Annotated in this window: 18 protein-coding genes; 14 read left to right on the top strand and 4 right to left on the bottom strand. The window is 68.3% G+C overall.

Features of this window, described 5'->3' with window-relative positions; genetic code table 11:
• The first annotated feature begins 10 nt into the window (after positions 1-10).
• The 5 genes from ACWCRB_RS07945 (at position 11) to ACWCRB_RS07925 (ending at position 6074) form a co-directional block, all read left to right on the top strand.
• Positions 11-1858 carry an ATP-binding protein gene (locus ACWCRB_RS07945; protein WP_450995202.1) on the top strand — a complete coding sequence of 616 codons (1848 nt, stop codon included), beginning with the start codon at positions 11-13 and terminating at the stop codon, positions 1856-1858.
• A gap of 81 nt (positions 1859-1939) precedes the next feature.
• On the top strand, positions 1940-3103 hold the full coding sequence (locus tag ACWCRB_RS07940) for an acyl-CoA dehydrogenase family protein (RefSeq protein ID WP_450995201.1): 1164 nt from the start codon (positions 1940-1942) through the stop codon (positions 3101-3103).
• A 36-nt stretch (positions 3104-3139) separates the two neighbouring features.
• On the top strand, positions 3140-4741 hold the full coding sequence (locus ACWCRB_RS07935; RefSeq protein WP_450995200.1) for a 4-coumarate--CoA ligase family protein: 1602 nt from the start codon (positions 3140-3142) through the stop codon (positions 4739-4741).
• Positions 4738-5472, top strand: coding sequence for an enoyl-CoA hydratase family protein (locus ACWCRB_RS07930; RefSeq protein ID WP_450995199.1), 735 nt, complete (start codon positions 4738-4740; stop codon positions 5470-5472). The genes ACWCRB_RS07935 and ACWCRB_RS07930 overlap by 4 nt, the downstream gene beginning before the upstream one ends.
• On the top strand, positions 5460-6074 hold the full coding sequence (locus ACWCRB_RS07925) for a TetR/AcrR family transcriptional regulator (protein ID WP_389351724.1): 615 nt from the start codon (positions 5460-5462) through the stop codon (positions 6072-6074). The genes ACWCRB_RS07930 and ACWCRB_RS07925 overlap by 13 nt, the downstream gene beginning before the upstream one ends.
• 22 nt (positions 6075-6096) lie before the next feature.
• Here the strand turns inward: ACWCRB_RS07925 and pdxH are convergent, their stop codons facing one another.
• On the bottom strand, positions 6097-6804 hold the full coding sequence (gene pdxH, locus ACWCRB_RS07920; RefSeq protein WP_450995198.1) for a pyridoxamine 5'-phosphate oxidase: 708 nt from the start codon (positions 6802-6804) through the stop codon (positions 6097-6099).
• Between the two features lie 199 nt (positions 6805-7003).
• On the opposite strand from pdxH, the gene ACWCRB_RS07915 reads away from it, so the two are divergent.
• From ACWCRB_RS07915 to ACWCRB_RS07900, 4 genes are all read left to right on the top strand, one after another.
• Positions 7004-8104 (top strand): citrate synthase 2, encoded by a 1101-nt coding sequence (locus ACWCRB_RS07915; RefSeq protein ID WP_450995197.1) that lies wholly within the window; start codon positions 7004-7006, stop codon positions 8102-8104.
• A gap of 108 nt (positions 8105-8212) precedes the next feature.
• On the top strand, positions 8213-8698 hold the full coding sequence (locus ACWCRB_RS07910; protein WP_450995196.1) for a hypothetical protein: 486 nt from the start codon (positions 8213-8215) through the stop codon (positions 8696-8698).
• The gene (locus tag ACWCRB_RS07905; RefSeq protein ID WP_450995195.1) at positions 8695-9054 is read left to right on the top strand and encodes a hypothetical protein; all 360 of its coding nucleotides are present in this window, start codon (positions 8695-8697) and stop codon (positions 9052-9054) included. Before ACWCRB_RS07910 ends, ACWCRB_RS07905 begins: the two co-directional genes overlap by 4 nt.
• An 88-nt stretch (positions 9055-9142) precedes the next feature.
• Complete coding sequence (locus ACWCRB_RS07900; RefSeq protein WP_450995194.1) at positions 9143-9763, top strand: lipoprotein; 621 nt, start codon at positions 9143-9145, stop codon at positions 9761-9763.
• Positions 9764-9777: 14 nt separating this feature from the next.
• Here the strand turns inward: ACWCRB_RS07900 and ACWCRB_RS07895 are convergent, their stop codons facing one another.
• The 3 genes from ACWCRB_RS07895 to ACWCRB_RS07885 all read right to left on the bottom strand — a co-directional run bounded on the left by ACWCRB_RS07895 (position 9778) and on the right by ACWCRB_RS07885 (position 11255).
• Complete coding sequence (locus ACWCRB_RS07895) at positions 9778-10272, bottom strand: hypothetical protein (protein WP_450995193.1); 495 nt, start codon at positions 10270-10272, stop codon at positions 9778-9780.
• 393 nt (positions 10273-10665) lie between these two features.
• Positions 10666-11034, bottom strand: coding sequence for a DUF6415 family natural product biosynthesis protein (locus ACWCRB_RS07890; protein ID WP_450995192.1), 369 nt, complete (start codon positions 11032-11034; stop codon positions 10666-10668).
• Entirely contained in the window at positions 11031-11255 is a 225-nt protein-coding gene (locus ACWCRB_RS07885; RefSeq protein WP_450995223.1) for a hypothetical protein, read from the bottom strand. The genes ACWCRB_RS07890 and ACWCRB_RS07885 overlap by 4 nt, the downstream gene beginning before the upstream one ends.
• Positions 11256-11569: 314 nt before the next feature.
• Between ACWCRB_RS07885 and ACWCRB_RS07880 the strand changes: the two genes are divergently transcribed.
• From ACWCRB_RS07880 to ACWCRB_RS07860, 5 genes are all read left to right on the top strand, one after another.
• Positions 11570-13018 carry a hypothetical protein gene (locus ACWCRB_RS07880; RefSeq protein ID WP_450995191.1) on the top strand — a complete coding sequence of 483 codons (1449 nt, stop codon included), beginning with the start codon at positions 11570-11572 and terminating at the stop codon, positions 13016-13018.
• A 9-nt stretch (positions 13019-13027) separates the two neighbouring features.
• Positions 13028-13516: a hypothetical protein gene (locus ACWCRB_RS07875; protein ID WP_450995190.1), complete on the top strand. Its 489-nt coding sequence runs from the start codon at positions 13028-13030 to the stop codon at positions 13514-13516.
• A 27-nt stretch (positions 13517-13543) separates the two neighbouring features.
• The gene (locus tag ACWCRB_RS07870) at positions 13544-14167 is read left to right on the top strand and encodes a 2'-5' RNA ligase family protein (RefSeq protein WP_450995189.1); all 624 of its coding nucleotides are present in this window, start codon (positions 13544-13546) and stop codon (positions 14165-14167) included.
• A gap of 118 nt (positions 14168-14285) precedes the next feature.
• Complete coding sequence (locus ACWCRB_RS07865) at positions 14286-14966, top strand: HAD family hydrolase (RefSeq protein ID WP_450995188.1); 681 nt, start codon at positions 14286-14288, stop codon at positions 14964-14966.
• 111 nt (positions 14967-15077) lie between these two features.
• Positions 15078-17447, top strand: a complete 2370-nt coding sequence (locus ACWCRB_RS07860; RefSeq protein WP_450995187.1) for an NACHT domain-containing protein — start codon at positions 15078-15080, stop codon at positions 17445-17447.

Genomic DNA, 17447 nt, shown 5'->3' with positions numbered 1-17447 from the left:
GGAACGAAAAGTGATCACCTCTGTACTGGTCGCCAACCGGGGCGAGATCGCCTGCCGTATCTTTCGCACCTGCCGTGAGCTGGGCATCCGGACGGTCGCCGTGCACTCGGACGCCGACGAGAACGCCCTTCACGCGCGCGTGGCCGACGCGGCGGTACGGCTGCCGGGTGCGGCCCCCGCGGACACGTATCTGCGCGGCGACCTGATCGTGCAGGCGGCGCTGGCGGCGGGCGCGGACGCCGTGCACCCCGGATACGGCTTCCTGTCGGAGAACGCCGGCTTCGCACAGGCCGTACTCGACGCGGGGCTCGTCTGGATCGGCCCGCCGCCGGCCGCGATCGAGGCGATGGCGTCCAAGACGCGCGCGAAACAGCTGATGGGCCTCAAGCCGCTGACGGACGTCACGGAGACCGACCTGCCGGTGCTGGTGAAGGCGGCGGCGGGAGGCGGTGGGCGGGGCATGCGCGTGGTACGCGAACTGGCCCACCTCCCAGGCGAGTTGGAGGCGGCCCGAGCCGAGGCCCAGAACGCCTTCGGCGACGGCGAGGTCTTCGTGGAGCCCTACGTCGAAGGCGGCCGGCACATCGAGGTCCAGATCCTGGCCGACACCCACGGCACGGTGTGGGCGCTCGGCACCCGAGACTGCTCCCTCCAACGCCGCCACCAGAAGGTCATCGAGGAGTCCCCGGCACCTGGCATCCCGGAGAAACTCACGCACGAACTCCACGAGTTGGCGGTACGAGCGGCCAGAGCCGTCGACTACACGGGCGCGGGCACGGTCGAGTTCCTGGTGGAGGAAGGGACCGGCAAGGCCCACTTCCTGGAGATGAACACCCGCCTCCAGGTCGAACACCCGGTCACGGAGGCGGTGTTCGGCATCGACCTGGTGGCTCTCCAGATAAGCGTCGCGGAAGGCATCCCCCTCGCCGCCGACCCTCCCCACGCGCGTGGCCACGCGATCGAGGCCCGCCTGTACGCCGAGAACCCGGCCCAGAACTGGACCCCGCAGACCGGCACCCTGCACCGCCTGGCCGTACAGGCGGAAGGCGTACGCCTCGACACCGGCTACGCCGACGGCGACACGATCCCCGTCCACTACGACCCGATGCTCGCCAAGGCCGTCGTACACGCCCCCACGCGCACGGAGGCCATCCGCAAACTGGCGGGCGCCCTGGAACGGACGACGATCCACGGCCCGATCACCAACCGCGACCTCCTGGTCCGCTCCCTCCGCCACCCGGAGTTCACGACGGCCACCATGAACACGGCCTTCTACGACCGCCACCTCCTCGAACTCACCGAACAGACCCCGGACCCCCACGCCCCCTTGGCGGCAGCCCTCTCCGACGCCCACGGCCGCTCCCGCTTCGGCGGCTGGCGCAACGTCCCCGCCCAACCGCAGCTGAAGCGGTACGCGACACCGGACGGCAAGGAACACGAGGTGACCTACCACCACACCCGAGAGGGCCTGGCGGCGGAGGGGGTACGGGTAGTCCACGCCGACGCGAGCCTGGTCGTCCTGGAAGTGGCAGGTGTAAGAAGGAAGTTCGAGGTCACGAGGTACGCGGACCAGATCAACGTCAACACCACAACCCTCACCCCCCTACCCCGCTTCCCCGCCCCAACCCCCCAACACGCCCCCGGCTCCCTACTGGCCCCGATGCCCGGCACGGTGGTGAGGGTGGCGGAGGGCCTGACGGCAGGGGCGGCGGTAAAGGCGGGAGAGCCCTTGTTGTGGCTGGAGGCGATGAAGATGGAGCACAAGATCACGGCCCCAACAACCGGCACGGTCACGGCACTTCACGTAGTCGCCGGGCAACAGGTAGAGGTCGGCGCCTTGCTCGCGGTGGTCTTTTAGGGGCGCGGGGAACTGCGCGACCAGCCCCCACCGGCTCGCACCCACCACTCAACCGAACCCCCCTCCCCCTTAGGGACTTTCATGACCGCGATCGAATCCGAAGAGCACAAAGCCCTACGCACCGCAGTAGCCGCCCTAGGCAGCCGCTACGGCCGCGAATACCTCACGACAGTCACCAAAGAAAACCGCCACCCCACCGAACTCTGGCAAGACGCCGCAAAACTCGGCTACCTGGGCGCCAACCTGCCGGAGGCATACGGCGGCGGAGGCGGCGGCATAACCGAACTCTCCATAGTCCTGGAGGAGTTGGGCGCCGCAGGCTGCCCCCTCCTCATGCTCATCGTCTCCCCGGCCATCTGCGGCACAGTAATCGCCCGCTTCGGCACAGAACCCCAGAAACAGACCTGGCTCCCCGGAATCGCCGACGGCACCCGCACGATGGCCTTCGGCATCACCGAACCCGACGCCGGCTCCAACAGCCACCGCATCACCACCACCGCCCGCCGCGACCCGGACACCGGCGACTGGCTCCTGACCGGCCGCAAGGTCTTCATCTCGGGCGTCGACATCGCGGACGCCGTCCTCATAGTCGGCCGCACCGAAGACTCCCGCACCGGCCGCCTCAAGCCCTGCCTCTTCATCGTCCCGCGCGACGCCGAAGGCTTCACCCGGCGCCAGATCGACATGGACCTCGAATCCCCGGAGAAGCAGTTCGAGTTGACCCTCGACGACGTCCGGCTGCCCGCCGACGCGCTCGTCGGGGACGAGGACGCCGGCCTCCTCCAGCTCTTCGCCGGGCTCAACCCGGAACGCATCATGACCGCCGCGTTCGCCATCGGCATCGGCCGGTACGCGCTCGACGCGGCCGTCCGGTACGCCAAGGAGCGCACCGTCTGGAAGGAACCGATCGGCGCCCACCAGGCCGTCGCACACCCCCTCGCCCAGGCGCACATCGAACTCGAACTGGCCCGCCTGATGATGCAGAAGGCGGCAGCCCTCTACGACGCCGGTGACGACGTCGGCGCGGGCGAGGCGGCCAACATGGCCAAGTACGCGGCGGGAGAGGCCTGCGTCAAAGCGGTGGACCAGGCCGTGCACACCCTCGGCGGCAACGGCCTCACCCGGGAATTCGGGCTCGCCTCGTTGATAACTGTCGCCCGCGTGGCTCGTATTGCTCCAGTGAGCCGGGAGATGATTCTCAACTACGTCTCACATCAGACCCTGGGCCTGCCCAAGTCGTACTGAGAGCCGTGCAGCCGTACAGGCGAGGAGGAACCAACCATGTTCCGCAGCGAGTACGCAGACGTCGACCCCGTAGAACTCCCCATCCACGAAGCGGTGTTGGGCCGGGCCGCCGAGTTCGGCGAGGCGCCCGCCCTCGTCGACGGCGTCGACGGCACCACCCTCACGTACGACCAACTCGACCGTTTCCACCGGCGGATAGCCGCAGGACTCGCCGAGGCGGGCGTCCGCAAGGGCGATGTCCTCGCCCTGCACAGCCCGAACACGATCGCCTTCCCGACCGCCTTCTACGCCGCCACGCGCGCGGGTGCCGCCGTCACGACCGTGCATCCGCTGGCCACCGCCGACGAGTTCGCCAGGCAGCTGCGCGACTCGGCCGCCAACTGGATCGTCACCGTCTCCCCGCTCCTGGAGACGGCCCGGGCGGCGGCCGAACGGGCGGGCGGGATAAGGGAGATCTTCGTCTGCGACACCGCACCGCCCGGACACCGCTCCCTCATCGACATGCTCGCCTCGACCGCGCCCGAACCGGAGACCGACGTCGACCCGGTCGAGGACGTGGCGGTCCTCCCGTACTCCTCCGGGACGACCGGCATCCCCAAGGGCGTCATGCTCACGCACCGCTCGATCGCCACCAACCTCGCCCAGCTCATGCCGACCGTTCGCATGGGACCCGGCGACCGCATCCTGGCCGTGTTGCCGTTCTTCCACATCTACGGCTTGACCGCCCTCATGAACATGCCCCTGAAGCGGGGCGCCACCGTGGTCGTCCTGCCCCGCTTCGACCTCGACACGTTCCTCGCCGCCATCGAGAAGCACCGCATCACCGGCCTGTTCGTGGCCCCGCCGATCGTCCTGGCCCTCGCCAAGCACCCGGCCGTAGAGCGGTACGACCTCTCCTCCCTGGAGTACGTCCTCAGCTCCGCCGCACCCCTGGACGCGGCCCTCGCCGCCGCCTGCTCCACCCGGCTCGGCCTGCCGCCCGTCGGCCAGGCGTACGGCATGACGGAACTCTCCCCGGGCACCCACATCGTCCCCCTCGACGACATGAGCACCGCCCCGCCCGGCACGGTCGGCAGGCTCCTCCCGAGCACCGAGATGCGCATCCTGTCCCTCGACGACCCCGACCGGGACGCCGACGCCGACGAGGCCGGCGAGATCGTCATCCGCGGCCCCCAGGTGATGAAGGGCTACCTCGGCAACCCCGACGCGACGGCCGCGATGATCGACGAGGACGGCTGGCTGCACACCGGCGACGTGGGCCGCGTCGACGCCGACGGCTGGCTGTTCGTCGTCGACCGCGTCAAGGAACTCATCAAGTACAAGGGCTTCCAGGTCGCCCCCGCCGAACTCGAAGCCCTCCTCCTCACCCACCCCGGCATCGCCGACGCGGCCGTCATCGGCGCCTACAACGCCGACAACAACGAGGTCCCGCACGCGTACGTGGTCCGCCAGCCGTCCGCCACCGACCTCTCCGAAGGAGCGGTGATGATGTACGTCGCCGAGCGCGTCGCCCCGTACAAACGTGTCCGCCAGGTCACCTTCATCGACGGCGTGCCACGGGCGGCCTCGGGCAAGATCCTGCGCCGCGAGCTGAGGGACCTCCGAGAGCTGGAGCAGAAGGCGGGGGAGAAGCAGTGACCCTGGTCGTCGACACGCGCGCGCGGGGCATCGCCACCCTCACCCTGGACGCGCCCGCGACCCGCAACGCCCTGTCCGCGTACCTCGTACGGGACCTGGCGGACGCCCTCACGGACTGCGGCAAGGACCCGGCCGTACGCGCGGTCGTCCTCACCCACACCGGGAGCACGTTCTGCGCGGGCGCGGACCTGAAGCAGCCGCCCGACCCGGCGGCCTTCGTCGGCCTGCTCCGGCAGCTGCTGGAGCTGCCGAAACCGGTGATCGCCCGGGTGACCGGCCACGTACGGGCGGGCGGCCTCGGCCTCCTGGGCGCGTGCGACCTCGCGATCGCCGGCCCGGCGGCCTCCTTCGCCTTCACGGAGGTACGGATCGGAGTGGCCCCCGCGGTCATCTCCATGCCCCTCCTGCCCCGCCTCGACCCCCGCGCCGCCGCCCGCCACTACCTCACCGGCGACCGCTTCGACGCCGTGGAGGCTGCGCGCAGTGGCCTGCTCACGGAGGCGGCCGAGGACGTCGACACGGCCCTGGAGCCGATCCTCGACGGACTACGGCGGTCGGCACCGGGCGCCCTGGCGGAGACCAAGCGGCTGCTCACGGCTAAGGTGCTGGAGATCTTCGACCGGGACACCGCCGAGCTGACCGCCCTGTCGGCACGGCTGTTCGCCTCCGCCGAGGCCCGCGAGGGGATGACCGCCTTCCTCGAACGACGGGACCCGGTATGGAAGTTGTAGCGACCGAGCGCGCCCCCCGGACACAACGTGCCCCCAAACAGGACCGCAGCCGCGCCACCCGACAGCGCCTCCTCGAAGCCGCCGTGTCCTGCCTCGCCGAACACGGCTGGGCGGGCTCCACGGTCTCGGTCGTGGCGGAACGCGCCGGCGTCTCCCGGGGCGCCGCCCAGCACCACTTCCGTACCCGCGAGGACCTGTTCACGGCCGCCGTCGAGTACGTCGCCGAGGAACGCTCCACCGCCCTGCGCGCCCTCTTCCCCGAGGGCGCCGCCGACCGCCGCGCGGTGGTCGCGGCCCTGGTCGACCTCTACACCGGCCCCCTCTTCCGCGCCGCCCTCCACCTCTGGGTGGCCGCCTCGAACGAGGAGCAACTACGCCCGCGCGTCACGGAGTTGGAGGCCCGGGTGGGCCGCGAGACACACCGCATCGCGGTCGACCTGCTGCGCGCGGACGAGTCTCGTCCGGGCGTACGGGAGACGGTCCAGGGCCTGCTGGACATGTCCCGGGGCCTGGGCCTGGCGAACCTGCTCACGGACGACGGGGGGCGGCGGGACCGGGTGGTGGCACAGTGGGCGAAGCTGCTGGACGCGTCCCTGGACTGACGGCGGTAAGTGCCTCTGTGGGTCAGGGACTGAGGCGCTCGACGCGCCAGCTCCCGTCGGCCTCGGCGACGTACCGCAGCCGGTCGTGGAGCCGGTTCTCGCGCCCCTGCCAGAACTCCACGGTCTCCGGGGCCACCCGGAACCCGCCCCAGTTCGGCGGTACGGGCACCTGCTCGCCCTCCGGATACCGGGCGGCCAACTCCGCGTACGAGGAGTCGAGTTCGTCCCGGGAGAGGATCACCGAGGACTGCTCGCTGGCCCAGGCGCCGAGCTGGGAGCCGTGCGGCCGGGTGCGGAAGTAGGCGGCGGTCTCGTCCCGCCCGGTGCGACGGGCGACGCCGGTGACGACGACCTGGCGGGCCAGCGGAAGCCAGGAGAAGAGCAGCGAGACGTACGGATTCGCGGCCAGGTCGCGCCCTTTGCGGGAGCCGTAGTTGGTGAAGAAGACGAAGCCCTGGTCGTCGTACTGCTTCAGCAGCACGGTACGGGAGGAGGGCCGCCCGTCGGCGTCGGCCGTGGAGACGACCATGGCGTTGGGTTCGAGGAGCCCGGCATCCGCGGCGGCCTGCCGGAACCAGCGCGCGAACTGCTCCATGGGCCCGTCGGCCAGCTCGGTCTCGGAGAGGCCGTCGGCGCGGTACTGCTTGCGCATGGCGGCGGGATCGAGAGGGGCGGCGTCCCGGGGGTCATGGCGATCGGTCACATGGTCATCCTGCCGTATCGGCGACATCACTGAGCGGCATTGAGCGACCACGCATGGCACTGAGTGCCGCGGGGCTCCCCAAAGGTGGCACTCGGGGATATCGTGCAAACAATCGCGCACCTTGGCCACGCGGGCGTACACCGTTCGGAACAGCTGCCGCAAAATCTGACGCAGATGTCGCACGCGCACCTGAACACCTGTCGCACACATCAAGAGGAGCCGCCTGATGTCCGACTTCGTACCCGGACTTGAGGGAGTAGTCGCGTTCGAGACGGAGATCGCCGAACCGGACAAGGAGGGCGGCGCACTCCGGTACCGGGGCGTCGACATCGAGGACCTGGTCGGCCATGTCTCCTTCGGCAACGTCTGGGGCCTGCTCGTCGACGGCGCCTTCAACCCCGGCCTGCCGCCGGCGGAACCGTTCCCGATCCCGGTCCACTCGGGCGACATCCGAGTGGACGTGCAGTCGGCGCTGGCGATGCTGGCCCCGGTCTGGGGCCTGCGCCCTCTGCTCGACATCGACGAGCAGACGGCCCGCGACGACCTGGCGAGGGCGGCCGTAATGGCCCTGTCGTACGTCGCCCAGTCGGCGCGCGGCCAGGGCCACGCGATGGTCCCGCAGCGTGAGATCGACAAGGCGCAGTCGGTCGTCGAACGCTTCATGATCCGCTGGCGCGGCGAACCGGACCCGAAGCACGTGGCCGCGGTGGACGCCTACTGGACGAGCGCGGCCGAACATGGCATGAACGCATCGACATTCACCGCGAGGGTGATCGCGTCGACGGGCGCGGACGTGGCGGCGGCGCTGTCGGGTGCGGTAGGAGCGATGAGCGGCCCGCTGCACGGAGGAGCCCCGTCCCGAGTGCTGGGCATGATCGAAGAAATCGAACGAACAGGCGACGCGGATACGTACGTAAAACAGGCCCTGGACAAGGGCGAACGCCTGATGGGCTTCGGCCACCGCGTCTACCGCGCCGAGGACCCACGCGCGCGCGTGCTGCGCCGTACGGCCCGCGAGCTGGGCGCCCCGCGCTTCGAGATCGCCGAGGCACTGGAGAAGGCAGCCCTCGCCGAACTCCACGCCCGCCGCCCGGACCGCGTCCTGGCGACGAACGTCGAGTTCTGGGCGGCGATCGTCCTGGACTTCGCCGAGGTCCCGGCCCACATGTTCACGTCCATGTTCACGTGCGCCCGCACGGCCGGTTGGTCGGCCCACATCCTGGAACAGAAGCGCACAGGCAGGCTCGTACGCCCGTCGGCCCGCTACATCGGCCCGGGGACACGGGATCCGCGGGAGATCGAGGGGTACGGGGACATCGCCCGCTGAGGCCGCGTATCCGGCTACCCGGCACCCGGCTACCCGGCTATCCGGAAGAGGGCTAGCCCCTCTTCCGGGTGATGGCGGAGCCAGGAGTTTCGAAGTACTTTCAAAGTCATGGCGACCGACAACGCGGCAGTATCAGTGAACTTCTCCGAGCTGGTGAACAAGAACAAGCAGACGCTCGCCCGGCTCAAGGAATCGTCGCGGCTGCTGCTGCACCGCAGGGACGGGGAGGACCTGGTCCTCACCACGGCGGCACGTGCCGAGCAGGACCGGACCGTGGTGTCGGCTGCCACCCGGATGCTGGCCGCGATGGCGCGCAGGGAGCCAGGCAGCACCGAGCTGCTCCTGGACATACTGCCGGACGCGTTCCCCTGGGTGCGCTTCCTGCCCGAGACCGACGTCCACGCCTTCGCTGTCGAGTTGGTCGACACCATGCGGGCGGCCGACTCCGTCGGCAACAGCGCGTCCGTCGCGCAGCTGCTCATCGCCTGGCAGCACACGGCCGAGGTCTACTCCGACCCGGACCTCCTGGCCGTACTGACCAGCGACCACGGTGACGATTACGGTCCCGTTCCGGACCCCCGGGACGCGATGTGAGCACGGGACGAGGAGACCGGGCCGCGCCGCCGGCACCGGAGGGCCACTGGGAGGTCCGCTTCGCGGACGCGGCCTCGGCCAAGGGCTGGGAGAACCTCGCCCAGCAGGCGCAGGAGAACACCTACCGTGCCTGGCTCATCATGCGCACGGACCCCAGGCCGGCCACCGGGACACCTCGCCACCACCGCCTCAAGGGCAGCCTGGCCCACGGCACCCACCGCGGACAGACCTGCGAGCAGTGGCAGATCGAGGTGACCAGCGGCGGACGCGTCTGGTATCTCCTGGACATCGCCCGCGAGACCTGCTGGATCACCTTCGCGGGGACGGGTCACCCACGCGCCACGGACCACACCTGACGCAGGCGACCCGCGAACTCGGTCCCTCTCGGGAAGGGCCATTACCGCTCCGATAGCGTGTCCGCCCAAGCGAGGGGAGACACGTCACATGCTGGTCGGGGCGGGGAACAGGCGGCGCGGACTGATCCAGGCGACGCTGCTGATAGGCGTACTGGCGGGCTGTACGGACACACCGGACGACGACGCGAAGCCGAAAGCGAAGGCTTCGGCGACACCGGCGGACGGAACAACCACCAAGAGCGGCGGCAGCCTAGGAGCCGCAGGCTCGGCGTGCGAACTCCCCGTCACGTTCGACATCGCCGAGGAGTGGACCGCGGAGGCCGTCGACGCATCCCTGAGCCAGGGCCTGGTCACCCTCGCCTGCGAGGTGGACGCCAAGCCCGCCGGCCACATCGGCTTCCTGCGCGTCTGGACCGGTACCCCGGGCAACAACGACGCCCGCACCGCCCTGGAGGCCTTCGTGATCGCCGAGAAGGGCGCGAGCAAGGCGAAGTACAGCGATTTCAAGGCGAACGGCCTGACCGGCGCAGAGGTGGAGTACGTCTACTCGGACGAGTTCGTGGAGACCCCGAAGAAGGAACGCGCCTTCGCGGTCACGACCGAGGACGGACCGGTCGTCGTACACCTCGGAGGCCTGGACACCGAGGAACATGAGGCGATGCTCCCGGCGTACGAACTGGCCAAGCGAACCCTGAAGGCTGACGCCTGACCTAGAGCTTGTCCTTACTTGGGGTTCGCCCGCTTGCGCTTGCGATTGGGGCGACGCGGGCGGACGAGGGTGTCGAGCGCGCCCACGGCTGCTCGGACATGGGCCGGGCCGCGACGCAGCCGTTCTCCAGCGCACCACCAGGAGAGCTGCCCATCCGCATCCCTCACATGCATGCCCAGGCCGTGCTCGGCACACAGGGGCCACGCCTGCCACAGCCGCTCGGTGACGGTGTCCTGCGCGGCATCGGCGACGATCGACAGCGCGGCGGCAGGGCCGTCCGCCCAGTCCTGGTCCAGGTAATTGCCGTGCCACTCGCCGTTGGCCAGAGCGACGTAGACCTGCTCCGGCTCGTCCGCGTCGTAGGGCGGCAGGGCCAGCAGTTGCAGGGGTTCCTGCTCGGGAAGTGTCACCGCCAGGTCCCGGTTGAGGAGGGCGAGAGCCTGGTCCCACACGGGGTACTCGCCCGGCGAGACGCGACGGGGCTCGGGGGCGTGGAAGAGAGCGTGCACGGGCACCATCCTCCGTCACACCAGGAGCCGCCCCTGGTTCCAGAGGCCGGAAAGCAGGCGACCCGCGAACTCGGTCCCTCCGAAGGAAGGGCCGGCCGGACGTACCGGCGAGCTCGCGGGTCGGGTGACTGCGTTGGATTCGGCCGGCTGCGTGTCAATCGCCCACGCTGGTCCGGCACCGCACTGAATGTGGTGGCGGGCCGCTAGCCCGCAGCCACCTCACGCGTCCGGGTTTCACTCATTTGCCCGACCACCTCCCTTCGTGTGTAAACCACACCCTAGGAAGCGACCGACCGCGCATCAACCGATTTTCCGAGACCTTGGTGAGGGAGATGCCGAGGGCGAGCGTGCACTCGGTGGACAGCGCCGGAGGGCCGGTGGCCTTGGAGGCGCTCACCGGCCTGCCTCCGGACGGACGCCGCACAGTTCCTCGTAGTGGTCGCACAAGGCGTTCAGCGAGCGCGAGAGGCGCCGGGCGTATGCGAGATGTGCACTCAGAGTGGGGCCGGGCGTGATCCCCAGCTTCCTGCGGCTCTCCGAGATCGCCATCCGGGCACACACGCGGGGCATGTCGTCGTCATCGCCCTGCCCTGCGGCAACCCGCTCCAGTTCGGGGATGATGAGCGCGAGGTGCCCTGTCAGCAGGAGCGCCAGGGTTTCCAGTTCCTGTGCGGAGGGCGCTGCGGCGTCCGGCGCGAGCACCCGGCGGGCGCTTGCACGCATTGTCTCCATGTCGATGGGATGGGAGATGCCCGCCGTCACAGCCGCTCTCCCCGTGAACGGGCGTTGGCCACCGCGACGGCCGAACTCAGCGCCTCTGCGCCGGTGACAGGCTGGAGGTTCTCCGGCCGCGCATCCCACTCCAGTCCACCGCCGACCGGCCGTACTTGCACATACGGCCCCTCGAAGCCCATGACCTTGCCGATTTTCCCGGTGCTCGTGTCCTCGACGATGTCGCCGGGGCGCGGCTTGTACGCGGTCATCGTCACGTGGCCTCCCTCCGGGGCGTGCCCCGCGTCGGAAAGCCCTGACGGCCAGATCGGAGCGGCCAGGTCAGGAGCGTTCTCGCCTGTGCGAGCAGCCCTGGTGCAGAGTTCACCGTTGACTCCTTTGCAGTCAGCCACGCCCTCGGACCGTTCGCGCAACCGCCGAGGGTGCATCGTGTTCACGCATTGAGCGTCGTCGTCTGCGTGCAACTACGGGATGACCGGCGGGGGTTACCGATGCGGTAATACACTCGTTTCGCCTTCGGAACAGCGCTTCATCGCGCATACGATCACTCCGGAAGTTGAGCCGCATGGACGCCATCACCCCCGGCCCGCTCGATCCTGACGTCCTCGACCGGGACGACCTGCGCCGAGCCTTGGCGGAACACGACTTCGCAGGAGCGTTCTCACTGATCAAGAAGTGGGGCGGTCTCTCCCAGAACCGGATCGCCTCGGCCTGCCGGCTCACCCCCGGCAAGGTCTCCACCATCATCCGAGGCAAGCACCAGGTCACCAGCTTCGACGTCATCTGCCGTATCTCCGACGGCCTCCGCATCCCCGGCCGCATGCTCGGCCTCGCCGACCGATCCTGGGAAGGACAACCCACCAGCCCAGATCCGCCAATGCCCCCGGCTTCACGGTCATCCCAGGACTCGTCCTGGCGCCCCACCACGACCGTGAAACTGACCGCAGACCTGACTCGGAGTGACCTCGTGATGGACCGCCGCGCAGCAACGCGCGCCCTGGCCGGCGCCGCCGTCACCGGTGCTGCCCTGCTCGACTCCCTCGAAGGGTGGCTGCAAGCGGCACCTTCCACGGAGCGGGCGCGCAGGCGCGGCCGTCTCGGTCGGCGTGAGGTCGAACAACTCGAAGCGACGGCACGTGCGTTCCGCGCCTGGGATCACAGGTTCGGCGGAGGGCTGCGCCGCAAGGCCGTCATCGGCCAGCTCAATGAAGTAGTCGGGCACCTCGAAGAACACCAGGCCCCGGACATCGAGCGGGGCCTGTTCCGAGTCATGGCCTATCTCGGTGGTACGGCTGCGACCATGGCATGGGATTCCGGCATGCAGAAGCAGGCACAGAGCTACTACCAGCTGGCGCTGCGTGCCGCGCATGCTGGGGGCGACCATGCGTTTGGCGCCAACGTGATCGCGGGCATGGCCCGCCAGATGCTGTATCGGGACCGGCCGCATGACGCCCTCGAACTTGTGCACCTGGCCCAGAAACGCACGCGCCAGACCATCGGCGGCCCACGCGTGCACGCGATGCTCCACACGCGGGAAGCATGGGCGTACGCGGCCATGGGTCGCGATGCTGCCTTCCGGCGAGCCACGGAGGAAGCAACTGCCGTACTGGCCGAAGCGGAACGTGGCGAAGAACCGTACTGGATCGCGTACTTCGACGAAGCAGAGCTGGCCGGTGTGACCGGCGGGCGCCTCCTGGATCTGGCCAGGCAGGACCCACGGCAATACGCGGAGAACGCAGCGGACTCCATCCGGCAGGCCCTCGCCACGCGCGGGCCGGAAGCCGGGCGCAGTCACGCCCTGGACCTGATCGGCCTGGCCGAGTGTGATTTCCTGCTCGGCGACGTCGTCAGTGCCGTCGACCACACCCGCCAGGCGGTTGCCGTCGCTGAGCGAACACAGTCCGTTCGAGTTCGCACCCAGCTTGGTCAGTTGTACCCGTACACCGTCGGCAAGGGTTCGTCTCGGGCCGTGAGTGAGGCACGCACTATGATCCGCGACCTGTTGTCGAGCTGAGGGAGCAACGTGACCACCATCGCCGTGACCGGGCACATGGACCTGACCGACGCCAGTGTGCCCCTGGTGCGCGACGCCCTCCGGGAAACGCTGAAGCCGTTCGTCGGCTCCGGTCTCACCGGTGTGTCATGCATCGCCAAAGGCGCCGACTCCCTGTTCGCCGAGGTCGTGCTGGAACTCGGCGGGCATCTGATCGCGGTCGTACCCTCGCGGGACTACCGGCAGAACAAGGTCAAGCCTGACCACGCCGAGACCTTCGACCGTTTGACGGAGTCCGCCGACGAGGTCCTCGTGCTTCCTAACGAGACGGCCGACCGATCAGCGTACGAGGACGCCAACCGCACACTGCTCCAGCGCGCCGAACGCCTTGTGGCCGTATGGAACGGCGAACCCCCGACCGGCAAGGGCGGCGGCACTGCGGACACAGTCATCGAGGCGCGTGAAGCCGGCCTGCCTGTCGACGTCGTCTGGCCGAACGGCGCCTCGCGGCAAGGCTGACCATCGGACTGTTGGGGAGTTCTGCCTATGACGACTCAACCAGAGACCATGCGGAACCACTGGTGGTGGCGGCCCGGTTGGAGTGTCGGACGTCGCTTCTACACCTGGCACCTGACATTCGAAGGCCAGGACGACGTGCACCGGCTCTCCGCCGAGTACCGGTCCGCTCTCGCCCCGCTGAGATCGGCTTTCACGCCCATCCCGGACAAGTGGCTGCACCTGACCATGCAGGGCATCGGCTTCGTGGGTGAAGCTGAGGAGAAGAGTGTGCAGGCCATCGCCGACGAGGCTCGTGACCGCCTGGCAACCGTCCCCGCCTTCGACCTCCGGATCGGGCCGGCCGTACTCGACCCCGAAGCGGTTCTCCTGGAAGTCGCGCCGGAAGGCCCGGTCCGCGCCGTCCGGGACGCGATTCGGGAGGCGATCGGTGCCGTCCTCGACAATGTCCCGGAGAAGGCCGACAGCTTCACCCCGCATGTGTCTGTCGCTTACAGCAACAGCGAAGGCCCGGGAGCACCGATTGCCCAAGTCCTCGGCGGGCTTGACATCATGCCTGCCAGAGCGCGTATCTCCGCTGCGGAACTGATCGTGATCAACAGGGACAACAAGATGTACGAGTGGGAGTCGTTCGCGAAGGTCCCGCTCGGCTGACTCCGAGCCGGGAATGCGACCAAGCCCCGTCGTCCGCCTGAAGTCCGCGTGAAGTGGGCGGCGGGGTGCGGTTGTTCAGAGTGTTACCCGGTGGCGGACGGGGAGTTGAGGAGGCACCATGGCGCGACTGGTCCTGTGGGACATCGACCACACCCTGATCGACACCGGCGGAGTAGGCCGTGAACTGTCGGCCGCAGCGTTCCAGAAGACCACCGGACAGCCCATGCGCGAGCAGTCGAGGATCGACGGAATCACCGAACCCGTGATCTTTCGGGAGACCGCGAAACTGCACGGACTCACCACGGACCGCGCGGACTTCGAGCGCTTCGCCCAAGCTCTGACCGAGGAGCACCTGCGCCGGGCCACCGATCTACGGGAACGTGGCCACGCCCTGCCTGGCGCAGCCGCCGCTCTCGACGCGCTGAACTCCGTCGGCGTACGTCAGACGGTGGTGTCCGGAAACATTCGCCCGGTCGCTGAGATCAAGCTCCGGGTGTTCGGGCTCGACTGGCACGTCCTATGGGACGTGGGCGCTTACGGCGAGGACGACGACACCCGCAGCGACCTGGTCCGCCTCTCCCTCCAGCGCGCCGACACGAGCCCGTCGGAGGTCGTCCTGATCGGTGACACACCGGCTGATGTGGAAGGCGCTCACGCCAACGACGCACGGGTGATCGCCGTCGCGTCGGGGCGCAGCGACGAAGCCGCACTACGGGATACCGGGGCGGAAGCAGTGCTTGCGGATCTTCGGGATACGGAACTGCTGGTGAGGCTCGTACGAGGTGGCATCGAGCGGTAGTAGACGTCAATGTACTGGTGTGGCCTGTGTGATCTCTCTGCCTGCCACCCTTTTGGGTGGATAGCGAACTGACCCTCCTTTCCGCTCTGCTAGTCGGGCAGGATTCGGTGCATGCGTAGGGGGACTTCATGGGTTCAGCAGTTGCTGTTGGCTGTTGGGCTGGTGTCGGCGTGTGCTGGTTTGGCCGGCGTGTGGTGGACAGCACGCGAGGCGCGGAATGAGGATCTCGACCTCGGTGCGACAACCGGAGTGTTCAGTCTCGGCTTGAGCGCTCTGGGGTTGATCGTCGGCGTGGGCTCGCTCGCGGTCTCCTGGCTCAGCTACCGGGCTGACCGGCGTGAGCATGCGGGCGAGATGACGATTGGTGACATCGCGGACAGACTGGCGCTGGCTGTACGCGGCCAATGGGAAGCTGAAGCCCAACTGCGTCGACTGAACGACCCCTACCCGCTGCCCGTTTCCTGGCGCCCTGCCGACCAGAACCTGGTGGAGCCCTGGCCGCTGCTCCTCCAGATGGCTGCCCGCCATGGCCGCGAGACCCAGTGGGCCTTGTCTCCCGACGGCCTTGCCGGCACCGATTCCGAGATTACCGATGTCCTTACCCGCCGAGCCCCTGGCCGCCGCCTGCTAGTTCTGGGCGAACCCGGGGCCGGTAAGACCATGTTGCTCGTTGTCCTCCTGCTTGGCCTGCTCGACCGCCGCACTCCAGGGGACCCCGTTCCGGTCATCTTCCCGATTGCGTCGTGGAACCCCGCCCAGGGCCTGGAGTCCTGGATGGCGGACCGGCTCACGACTGACTATCCCGCCCTGCGCCAGCACGCCACCGAACAAGACCGGCAGAATGCGGCCCGGGCTCTGCTGGACAACCGAATGATCCTCCCGATTCTGGATGGGCTCGACGAGATCGCGCCCTCCATCCGCAGCAACGCGCTTGTGGCCATCAACGCAGCCCTTCCCCCCGGCCGTCCCGTGGTTCTTTCTTCCCGAAGTGCCGAGTACGGTGAGGCGCTGCGACCGGACACTGGTGTCCCCCAGCGCCTCAACGGTGCCGCGGGCATCGTCCTTGAGCCGCTCACGCGGGACGTAGTTGCCGCTTATTTGCGCCGAGACGCGGGTGGCGAAGGCGCACCGGCCGCCGACCGATGGAATCCGGTCTTGGAGCAACTGACTCGCCATTCGCCGCTTGCAAGAGTTCTCGTCACGCCCTTGGCGCTGTTCCTGGCCCGAACCATCTACAACCCGCGCCCCGACGAAGCTGGTCCTTGTCTGCCCGACCCCGCCGAACTCTGCAACGAGGAGTGCTTTCCCGACGAAAGAGCCTTGCGAACCCATCTGTTGAACGCCTTTGTGCCTGCGGCCTACCGCTCGCACTCCCATCGCCCTTGTCCTTGGACGCCCGCCCGAGCTGAACACATCCTGTGCAAGCTCGCCCAACATCTGGAGAGCCGACGGTACGGGCGGGTCGACATTGCGTGGTGGGAGTTGAGGTTCGCCCTCCCCGCCCCAGTACTCACGATCCTGACCGCATCCACCGTCAGTTTGGTTACGCTCGTGCTATCGGTTGCGGGGTACATCGCTAGCGATGTACGTGCGCTCGACCCGATCGACGAAGACCCGTGGCTCTATGAGCAATTATTAAGTCCTTGGTTCAGTGGCTTTGGAATCTTTCCGGAATTCATCGCCGATAAACAGATATACCATCAGGTCCGCTCTTGGGAAGACTTCCGGTGGCTGTTTGTGGCCGGGCCCTTTGGCTTTCTGGTCATCGGGGTCCTCATCGCGCTCAGTTTTGTCATTGATGGTGTTGCGCGGCTGAGGAGCCGCTTTGCCCCTGCAAGGCGCCTGCGCCTGTCCTTCAACTCGCATACTTTCATTGTGAGTCTACTGTGTGCACTAACCGCCGGGCTGCTGGTGACCTGGGGCTTCGATTGGTTGGTAGGCGTCACCTGGGCCGCTGTTGCCCTGTCCATCTGCGCCATCATCATGGGGTTGACGGCCATTCCTGCCGACGCTCGCACGGCTGCCTCGCCGAGGGCTGTTTTCCGCGAAGACAGGCGCAGTTGTGCGCAGTTCCTCCTCGCTCCTGTCCTTGGTGGAGGGCTTCTGCTTGCTCCGGGAATTATGCTGGGTCATGGCTCGGCCAATGCAAATTTCGACCTGAGTAGCTATTCGTTCTCCGTCGCGAGCGGGGTTGGATTCTGGGTGGGAACCGCCATCGGTCTGGCGCTCGGGCTGAACAGAACTGCTTGGGGACGGTTCACCCTGATCCGCCTTTACCTGGTCCTGCGGTGGAGGATCCCCTGGAACGTAATGGCGTTCCTCGACGACGCTCACAGGCACCGTGGAGTGCTACGGCAAGCTGGATCGGTCTACCAATTCCGCCACGTCGACCTTCAGCGACACCTCGCATCCCCGGCGGCCACTCCAGCGGTCAGACAGCCTGTGAACACGGCCCCACCTACCACCGATCCATCAAGTTGA

It is taken from the genome of Streptomyces sp. NPDC002156 (assembly GCF_053593675.1).
This window is presented reverse-complemented; position numbering and strand designations above follow the sequence as displayed.